Annotated in this window: 1 protein-coding gene; it reads right to left on the minus strand. The window is 77.5% G+C overall.

Going from position 1 to position 774, the window contains the following annotated elements; genetic code table 11:
* Positions 1 to 102 precede the first annotated feature (102 nt).
* The coding region (locus BI06_RS13110; RefSeq protein ID WP_043468179.1) for a SpoIIE family protein phosphatase at positions 103 to 774 on the minus strand (672 nt) is incomplete at its 5' end.

The raw sequence follows: 774 nt of genomic DNA on the forward strand, positions 1-774 counted from the left end.
CGGCGACCGCCTTCCCGAGGCGGCGCAGGGCGAAGCCGTCCTGTGCCGAGCTGGTCCTCACCGTCCCCAGCCGCACGGGCGGCCGGTCCGGCGCGCCGGAGCTCACCACATGCCCTTCGCCACGAGGACTCCGGCATCGTCCCGCCGGATTCCGGCCTCCCGCAGCAGCAGCGCCGCGGCCGTGGCCGGCAGGTGGGAGAGCATCCCCGGCAGGGCCGCGGCCTGCCAACGGTCGGTCAGTCCGTCCGAGTGCATGACCAACGCGCTGCCCGGGGCGAGCTGGTGGCGGACCGTGCGCAGCGTCGGCAGCTGGTGGCCGACGATGCCCGGTGTGGACGGCAGCGCCCGCCTGGTCCCGGTCCCCGGGTCCACCACGAAGGCGCTGACGTTGCCGACACCGCAGAGGCTGACCCGCAGCTCGGCCGGTTCCACCAGGGCGACCGCAACCGCTCCGCCGCGTCCCGAGCGCAGGGCCTGGTGGATGTCGGCCAGGAGCGCGTCCGGGCTGCCGGCCCTACTGCGTCGGAAGGCCGCGACCGCGTCGACGGAGGCTCTGGCCGCCAGCGGACCGTGGCCCAGCCCGTCGCAGAACACGAGCAGGAAGGCCCCGGTGTCGTCGGCCGGCAGCGGAGCCGGTGCGGGCGCCGGCGCCGCGCGCACGAGGCGCTCGGAGGCGCCCGGGCGCGGGGCGGTACCGGTGAGCACCGACCAGTCCAGGACCGCGGGGGAGCGGTGCGGCCGGCCGGGAACCGGTGCGGCCGACCGGTCGGCGGG

Origin of the sequence: Kitasatospora sp. MBT66, from assembly GCF_000710405.2 — a bacterium.
Lineage (GTDB): Bacteria > Actinomycetota > Actinomycetes > Streptomycetales > Streptomycetaceae > Kitasatospora > Kitasatospora purpeofusca.